The organism is Pseudomonas sputi, from assembly GCF_021603585.1.
Classification (GTDB): Bacteria; Pseudomonadota; Gammaproteobacteria; order Pseudomonadales; family Pseudomonadaceae; genus Aquipseudomonas; species Aquipseudomonas sputi.
Window position 1 is genome coordinate 1 of record NZ_BQHI01000052.1, and the last position, 7,218, is coordinate 7,218.

Consider the following 7,218-nt stretch of genomic DNA (forward strand, 5'->3'; position numbering starts at 1 on the left):
CGACCTGATCCACGACCGACAATTTAAAAGTCAGCGTGTAGTCTCGCTGACTACGCCTTTTAGCCGTTTCCATTACGTCCTCCTGAAAATAGATCAGAAGGTGTAAACCTTATTCAGGACGGGACACAGACACAAAAAAGGGCCTGCATCTGCAGGCCCTTTTTGTTTGCCGAATCCGCTTAAGGCTTATGTGCCCGGGACAGGAATTCGTGGGATTGCATCTCCAGCAGGCGGCTGAGGGTACGCTGGAACTCGAACGTCAGACGTCCGCCGGTGTACAGGTCTTTCAACTCGACTTCGGCAGAAATGATCAGTTTGACGTTACGGTCGTAGAACTCGTCGACCATGTTGATGAAGCGTCGGGCGATGTCGTCGGTGGTGACACTCATCTGCTCCACGCCACTGAGCAGCACGGCGTGGAAGATCTTGCCCAGTTCGATGTAATCGTTCTGGCTGCGCGGGCCGTCGCACAGTTCGCGGAAGTCGAACCAGGCCACGTCGTCGCAAGTGCGCAGAGCGCGGATTTCGCGGTTCTCGATGATCAGCACATCGTTTTCCACGGCGGCCGTGCATTCCGGCGTCAGCGCGCGGAAGCTCTTGCGCAGGCTTTCGTGAGCCGCTTCGTCCAGCGGATAGTGGAACAGCTCCGCTTGTTCGAGGTGGCGCAGACGATAGTCGACGCCGCTGTCGACGTTGACGATTTCGGTATTCTGCTTGATCAGCGCGATCGCCGGCAGGAAGCGCGCGCGTTGCAGGCCGTCCTTGTACAGGCCGTCCGGCACGATGTTCGACGTGGCGACCAGGGTCACGCCGTTCTTGAACAGCTCTTCCATCAGCGTGCCGAGGATCATGGCGTCGGTGATGTCGGAGACGAAGAATTCATCGAAGCAGATAACTCGCGATTCCGTCGCAAAACGCTTGGCGATGATGGTCAGCGGGTTTTTCTCGCCGCCGAGGGTTTTCATCTCTTCGTGCACGCGCTTCATGAAGCGGTGAAAGTGAGTACGAGTCTTTTCCTTGAATGGCAGGGCTTCGAAGAAGGTGTCCACCAGGTAAGTCTTGCCGCGACCCACACCGCCCCAAAAATACAGGCCCTTGACCGGCGTCTGATCCTTTTTGCCAAACAGCTTGCCCAGCAAACCCGGCTTGTTCTGCTCGGCCGCGATCAGATCGTCGTACAGGCGTTGCAGATGACGCACGGCAGTTTCCTGCGCCGCGTCATGGAAGAAGTCCGGGCGTTTCAGATCAGCTTGATATCGTTCTAGGGGCGTCATAATTCGTTAGCAAGGCAACAAAAACGGGCCGTCACTGTAGCGATGGCCCGTGGGAATGGCAATCGGCCCTTGGTCGGGCCGGCCCGTTGATTATTCCTGAACCGGTGTCAGAGCGATCCGCAAAGCCTCAACGGCCGCATCCCGCGCCGCTGCGTCGGCGAACGCCGGGCTGTCGCCGACGCGCTCGCCTTCCAGCCACACGCTGAAGCTCAGGTCTTCGCTGCGTACGTCCAGCGCCTGACCCGATTGCAGCTGCTTGGTCACCTGACCGGCGGTTTTACCGTCGGCGAAGTTGCGCGACAGCAGCAATTGCTCGCCGTCGGCCGCCAGCAGACGGAAACGGAAGCTGCCGTCGTCTTCACGGAAGCTGACGAAACGTGCAGCTTTCACGGCTTTTTTCTTGGTGGTCGCAACGACCTGAACCTGATTGACGAACGAACGCAGACCAACCGCTTCGCGCAACTCGTTGAGGAACGGCGTCGCCACCGCACGGGCTTTTTTGGCGCCGTGTTGCAGGATGTCTTCCAGATCTGCCGGACGTTCGATCAACTGGTGATAACGCTCGCGGGATTCGCCCAGCTCGTTGTCGAGCAACTGGAACAGACGGTTCTTCGCCTCGCCCCAACCCAGACCGCTCAGCAATTCGCTGCGGAATTCGTCAGCCTGCGCTGGCGTGGAGAACGCCTGGAACAGGGTGAACAGGTGCGAGTTGTCTGGATCCTTGGCTTCGCCTGGAGCTTTGGAGTCGGTGACGATGCGCGAGATCGCGTCCTTCATTTCCTTGGCGCTGGAGAACAGCGGGATAGTGTTGTCGTAGCTCTTGGACATCTTGCGACCGTCCAGGCCTGGCAACGTGGCCACGCTTTCCTCGATCAGCGCTTCGGGCATGGTGAAGAATTCCTTGCCCTGGCCAAACAGGTGGTTGAAACGCTGGCCGATGTCGCGGGCCATTTCCACGTGCTGGATCTGATCGCGACCGACCGGCACCTTGTGCGCGTTGAACATCAGAATGTCCGCCGCCATCAGTACCGGATAGCTGTACAACCCCATGGTGATGCCGGCGTCCGGGTCTTCGCCGGTCTCGACGTTCTTGTCCACCGAGGCCTTGTAGGCATGGGCGCGGTTGAGCAGGCCCTTGGCAGCGACGCAGGTCAGCAGCCAGGTCAGCTCGGGGATTTCCGGGATATCGGACTGACGGTAGAACGTCACGCGATCCACATCCAGGCCACCGGCCAGCCAGGTCGCGGCGATTTCCAGACGCGAGCGCTGGATGCGCAGCGGGTCATCGCACTTGATCAGGGCGTGATAGTCGGCCAGGAAGTAGAACGAATCGGCATGGCTGTCGCGACTGGCGAGAATCGCCGGGCGGATGGCGCCGGCGTAGTTGCCCAGGTGCGGCGTGCCGGTGGTGGTGATGCCGGTGAGGATGCGGGTACGGTTCGTCATGGGTAATCGCTTGTCAGACTGCAATCAATTCGAGAGACGCGGCAGGATCAGATCCTTGAGATCGGTCAGCTTGCCATGAAAAAAGTGTCCGCATTCTGCCACTTTCAGCAGCTCATGGGGGCGCTGGAGTTTTTCAGACCAGTCGTAGACCAGCTGCGGATCGATCACTTCATCGGTTTCCGGCTGGATGACAGTCAGCTCACCCTGCTGCGGCAGTTGATCCTTATCGCCCAGACGCATCACCGCCGGCGCGACCATGAATAGATGCTTGAGCACGCCTCGAGCTTCGAGACGGCCGCCGAGACTTGCTGCAACAAATCCACCGAAGGAGAAACCGAACAGGGTCAGCGGCAGATCCGGGTGTTTTTCCAACAGCCATGCAGCAGCGGCCTGGGCGTCATCGACTTCACCGGTACCCATGTCATGGGAGCCTTCGCTGGTACCGACGCCGCGGTAGTTGAAGCGCAAGGTGATCAGGCCTGCATCGCGCGCGGTGCGCTGCAGGGTCGAGACAACCTTGTTGAGCATGGTGCCGCCCTGCACCGGGTTGGGGTGGCAGATCAACGCAACGCCGCGTGGCTGCTCGTTATCGAGGTACAGGCTCTCAAGTTGACCCACCGGGCCATCAATCACTACAGGGGTTTCACGCATCAGCAAGGAAGGAACTCCGTGACCTCGAATCGGGTCGACTCGTCTAGCAAATTGTCTGTGCCAGTCTATTGCGAGTGAATCGCGGTATACAGCGCAGGTTCGAGCCGTTAACGTAAAGCAAAGCCGTTTATAGAGGAAGGACTCGTGGAACACTCGCTCTTAGTTTGGTTGTTACCGACTCTTGCCCTGGTTGTGGGTGTCGCCATCGGTTTCCTGATCGCTCGCGTTGCGCCGAACGCCGCACCCAGCCGCACGCAGCGTCAACTGGATGATATTCAGGAACGTTTCGACAGTTATCAGAACGAAGTGGTGACCCACTTCAACAGCACCGCCAATCTGGTCAAAAAACTGACCCAGAGCTATCAGGAAGTGCAGGACCACCTCGCCGAGGGCGCCAACCGCCTGGCCCTGGACGAGCAGACTCGTCAACGCCTGCTGGCCTCGCTGCACTCCGAGGCAGCACAGGCTCCACGGGAACGCCTGACGCCACCACGGGATCAGGAACCACCGCGTGACTACGCGCCGAAGACCCCGAACTCGCCGGGCATGCTCGACGAGCATTACGGCCTGAAGAAGTAATCAGCCTTCGCGCCAACAAAAAGCCCCCGGACAATCACTTGTCCGGGGGCTTTTTTGTACCTGACGGTTACGGGTACTGCTGAACCGTGCCCGGTTGTTGCTGACCACCGTACTGCTGGCCCGGGATCGCCTTGAGGTTGACCTCGACACGGCGATTCTGCGCCCGGCCGTTGACGTCACCGTTGCTGGCGATCGGATTATCCGGGCCGGCACCGCGGGCGCTCAGGTTGGCACCGCTGACGCCTTGCGAAGTCAGGTAGGTCGCCACGCTCTGCGCACGACGCTGGGACAGGTCCATGTTGTGCTGACGGCTGCCGGTGCTGTCGGTGTAGCCGACGATTTCGATCTGATTCTGATTGAACTCCTTCAGGGAGTTGGCCAGGTTGTTCAGCGGTTGATAGAAGCTGGAAGCGATGTTCGCCGAATCGGTGGCGAAGGTGATGTTGCCCGGCATGATCAGCTTGATCTGGTCACCCTGACGCTGCACTTCAACGCCGGTGTTGGCCATGCTGGCGCGCAGTTTTTTCTCCTGCTGGTCGGCGTAGTAGCCGTAACCGGCGGCCGAGGCACCAACGACGGCTGCGCCGATCAGCGCACCCTTGCCGCGGTTGTTGTGGTCGATGGCGGCACCGGCCAGCGCGCCGGCCAGTGCACCGAGGCCACCGTACTTGGCGGTTTTGCTCATGCCCTGGGAGCCACCGTCGGCCTGCCCCTGATTGTCATACGGGTTGGGCGAGGCGCAGCCGGACAAGACGGCCACGGCAGTAGCGACAATAATCAAACGACGCGTGGTGAACATGGAGTGCTCCTACATTTTGCATTCTGTGGTGCAGCGGCCATTGGCAACTGGCCCGTGCGGGCGTTGGATCATGACAATGCACAAAAATTCCGCCGGGCACCCGTGACAAAATGTTTAGGCACGCACAAACGGGTTCTCGCGCATTTCATCCCCCAGACGCGTATCCGGACCATGCCCGGCCACAACGGTCGCGTCTTCATCCAGGGTGTACAGCCGCTGCTTGATCGATCGCACGATGGTCGCCTGATCGCCGCCCCACAAATCCGTGCGCCCTACTCCGCGACGAAACAACGTGTCGCCGGCTATCAACAGCTTAGCCTCGGAAAACCAGAAGCTCATGGAACCCGGCGTATGCCCCGGCGTGTGCAGCGCCACGCCGCAGCCGCAGGCCAGTTCTTCATCGTCGCTCAACCAGCGATCGGGAGAAGGCACTGGGGTGTAAGGCACGCCGAACATCTGGCATTGCATCTCGAGGTTGTCCCACAGGAATTGATCCTCTTTGTGCAGGTGCAAGGTCGCGCCGGTCTTTTCCTTCATCTGGCCGGAAGCCAGGAAGTGATCGAGGTGCGCGTGGGTGTGGATGATGCTGACCACTTTCAGACCGAGGGCATCGAGGCGCGCCATGATCAGGTCAGGGTTGCCGCCCGGGTCGACGACGATGGCTTTTTTGGTGATGGGGTCGCCGATGATCGTGCAGTTGCACTGCAAGGGGCCGACGGGGAAGGTTTCGCGCAGAAGCGCAGGACTTGGGGCAGACATTTAAATCCTCGACAGACGGCAATACGCGTTCCCTAAGGATTCTACCCCACAGGCCGATATAGATCGCCGGGTCAGTAATTTGACGCCATCAATCGGAAAATGATGGCCCAATGATGTCAAATGTACAAAATCTGGTGCAAAATCGCTTTTTTTGTAGCGGTCGCATTCAGGAAGGGCCGCAGCGCATTCAGGAAATCCCATGCCGACGCCCAAGACGTATTCCCCCACCTTCACCGCTACCCTGACTGGCAATGCCATTATCGACAGTCTGATCTCCGGCACTTTCTGGCTGGGTTCCAACTGGACGCCTAAAGGGCCGACCAACCTCAGTTACAGCTTCATGGCTCCGGTGACCTCGTACTTCATCACCAACTACAGCCCTGACAATGAATACAACGCCCTGTATGAGTTGACGGCCGGTCAAAAGACCGCGGTGACCAGCGCGCTCAATGCATGGAGCGCGGTCGCCAACCTGAATTTCACGTTGACCACCGATACCCTGTTCAACGTCGGCGACCTGCGCTTTGGCGCGTACCGGTTGATGGATGACAAAACGGCAGCCTGGGCTTATTTCCCTGCCGACACGCCGACTGCGGGCGACGTCTGGATCGGGCCACAAACAGATGATCCGAATCCGGGCAAAGGTAGCTACGACTACCTGACGTTCGTTCATGAAATCGGTCATGCGCTGGGTCTCAAACATCCTTTCGATGCGAGCAACACCAACAAGCTATTGCTCGATCCGTCACTCGACGACGTCCACTTCACAGTGATGAGTTACAACAGTAACTACTCCTATCAGCCAACGACGCCGATGGTTCTGGACATCATCACGATACAGAGCCTGTATGGCGCCAACATGCTGTGGCAAACCGGCGACAACGTTTACAAGTGGGATGCCAACCAGTCGATTTTCGAAACCATCTGGGATGCGGGCGGCAATGACACGATTGATGGTAGCAACCAGCTTGGTTCCGTCATCATCAACCTGAATGAAGGCAGCTACAGTCAGATTGGCAAGGCGTTCGTTGACCTCAACAACAATACCGCCATCAATGACGGGCTGGCGATTGCTTATGGGGCGAAGATCGAAAACGCCACAGGATCGCAATTCAACGACACGCTGCTCGGAAATGCGCTCAACAATACCCTCAACGGCGGTCTGGGCGCAGACACCATGATCGGCGGCGACGGTGTCGATACCTACTACGTCGACAACGTCGGCGACGTGGTGATCGAGACCGATGCCTCGCCGACCGCCTACGACCGGGTCTTCGCTTCCATCGACTACACCCTCACCGCCAACGTCGAGAACCTGCTCCTGAGCGGTACCGACAATCTCAACGGCACCGGCAACAGTTCGGGCAACCGCATCACCGGCAACGATGGCAACAACATCCTCGACGGTGGCCTCGGTGCCGACACCCTGATCGGCGGCCTGGGCAATGACACCTACATCGTCGACAACGCCAGTGACACCATCATCGAAACCAGCACCCTGGCCAGCGAAATCGACACCGTGCGTTCTTCAGTGAACTGGACCCTGGGCGCCAACCTGGAAAATCTGGTACTCACCGGCACGACCAACCTCAACGGCACTGGCAACGGTCTGAACAACACCCTGACCGGCAACGACGGCAACAACATCCTCGACGGCGGCCAGGGCGCAGACTCCCTGACCGGTGGCCTCGGCGACGACATCTATGTGAT

At 59.0% G+C, this 7,218-nt stretch carries 7 protein-coding genes; 2 read left to right on the forward strand and 5 right to left on the reverse strand.

Features of this window, described 5'->3' with window-relative positions; translation table 11 throughout:
- Positions 1–179: 179 nt before the first annotated feature.
- The 3 genes from zapE to L6D81_RS29150 form a co-directional block, all read right to left on the reverse strand.
- Positions 180–1,274, reverse strand: coding sequence for a cell division protein ZapE (zapE, locus tag L6D81_RS29140; RefSeq protein ID WP_011335877.1), 1,095 nt, complete (start codon positions 1,272–1,274; stop codon positions 180–182).
- Between the two features lie 90 nt (positions 1,275–1,364).
- Positions 1,365–2,720 carry a tryptophan--tRNA ligase gene (locus L6D81_RS29145; protein WP_236182983.1) on the reverse strand — a complete coding sequence of 452 codons (1,356 nt, stop codon included), beginning with the start codon at positions 2,718–2,720 and terminating at the stop codon, positions 1,365–1,367.
- 24 nt (positions 2,721–2,744) lie between these two features.
- Entirely contained in the window at positions 2,745–3,371 is a 627-nt protein-coding gene (locus L6D81_RS29150) for an alpha/beta hydrolase (protein ID WP_236182985.1), read from the reverse strand.
- A 144-nt stretch (positions 3,372–3,515) separates the two neighbouring features.
- On the opposite strand from L6D81_RS29150, the gene L6D81_RS29155 reads away from it, so the two are divergent.
- Positions 3,516–3,950 carry a Z-ring associated ZapG family protein gene (locus L6D81_RS29155; protein ID WP_039766275.1) on the forward strand — a complete coding sequence of 145 codons (435 nt, stop codon included), beginning with the start codon at positions 3,516–3,518 and terminating at the stop codon, positions 3,948–3,950.
- A gap of 67 nt (positions 3,951–4,017) precedes the next feature.
- On the opposite strand, the gene L6D81_RS29160 is transcribed toward L6D81_RS29155, so the two are convergent.
- Both L6D81_RS29160 and L6D81_RS29165 read right to left on the reverse strand, forming a co-directional pair.
- A complete protein-coding gene (locus L6D81_RS29160) occupies positions 4,018–4,749 on the reverse strand; it encodes a YiaD family glycine zipper/OmpA-like lipoprotein (RefSeq protein ID WP_007956806.1) in 732 nt (243 codons plus the stop codon).
- Positions 4,750–4,863: 114 nt separating this feature from the next.
- Positions 4,864–5,508 carry an MBL fold metallo-hydrolase gene (locus tag L6D81_RS29165; protein ID WP_115079165.1) on the reverse strand — a complete coding sequence of 215 codons (645 nt, stop codon included), beginning with the start codon at positions 5,506–5,508 and terminating at the stop codon, positions 4,864–4,866.
- 199 nt (positions 5,509–5,707) lie between these two features.
- Here L6D81_RS29165 and L6D81_RS29170 point away from each other — a divergent pair.
- Positions 5,708–7,218 (forward strand): M10 family metallopeptidase (locus tag L6D81_RS29170; RefSeq protein WP_236182984.1); only part of this gene is annotated, 1,511 nt, incomplete at its 3' end.

Excerpts from the sequence above, each read along its gene's own strand:
- L6D81_RS29165 (WP_115079165.1), bottom strand. The coding sequence starts at position 5,508 with ATGTCTGCCCCAAGTCCTGCGCTTCTGCGCGAAACCTTCCCCGTCGGC.
- zapE (WP_011335877.1), bottom strand. The coding sequence starts at position 1,274 with ATGACGCCCCTAGAACGATATCAAGCTGATCTGAAACGCCCGGACTTC.
- L6D81_RS29150 (WP_236182985.1), bottom strand. The coding sequence starts at position 3,371 with ATGCGTGAAACCCCTGTAGTGATTGATGGCCCGGTGGGTCAACTTGAG.
- L6D81_RS29145 (WP_236182983.1), bottom strand. The coding sequence starts at position 2,720 with ATGACGAACCGTACCCGCATCCTCACCGGCATCACCACCACCGGCACG.
- L6D81_RS29160 (WP_007956806.1), bottom strand. The coding sequence starts at position 4,749 with ATGTTCACCACGCGTCGTTTGATTATTGTCGCTACTGCCGTGGCCGTC.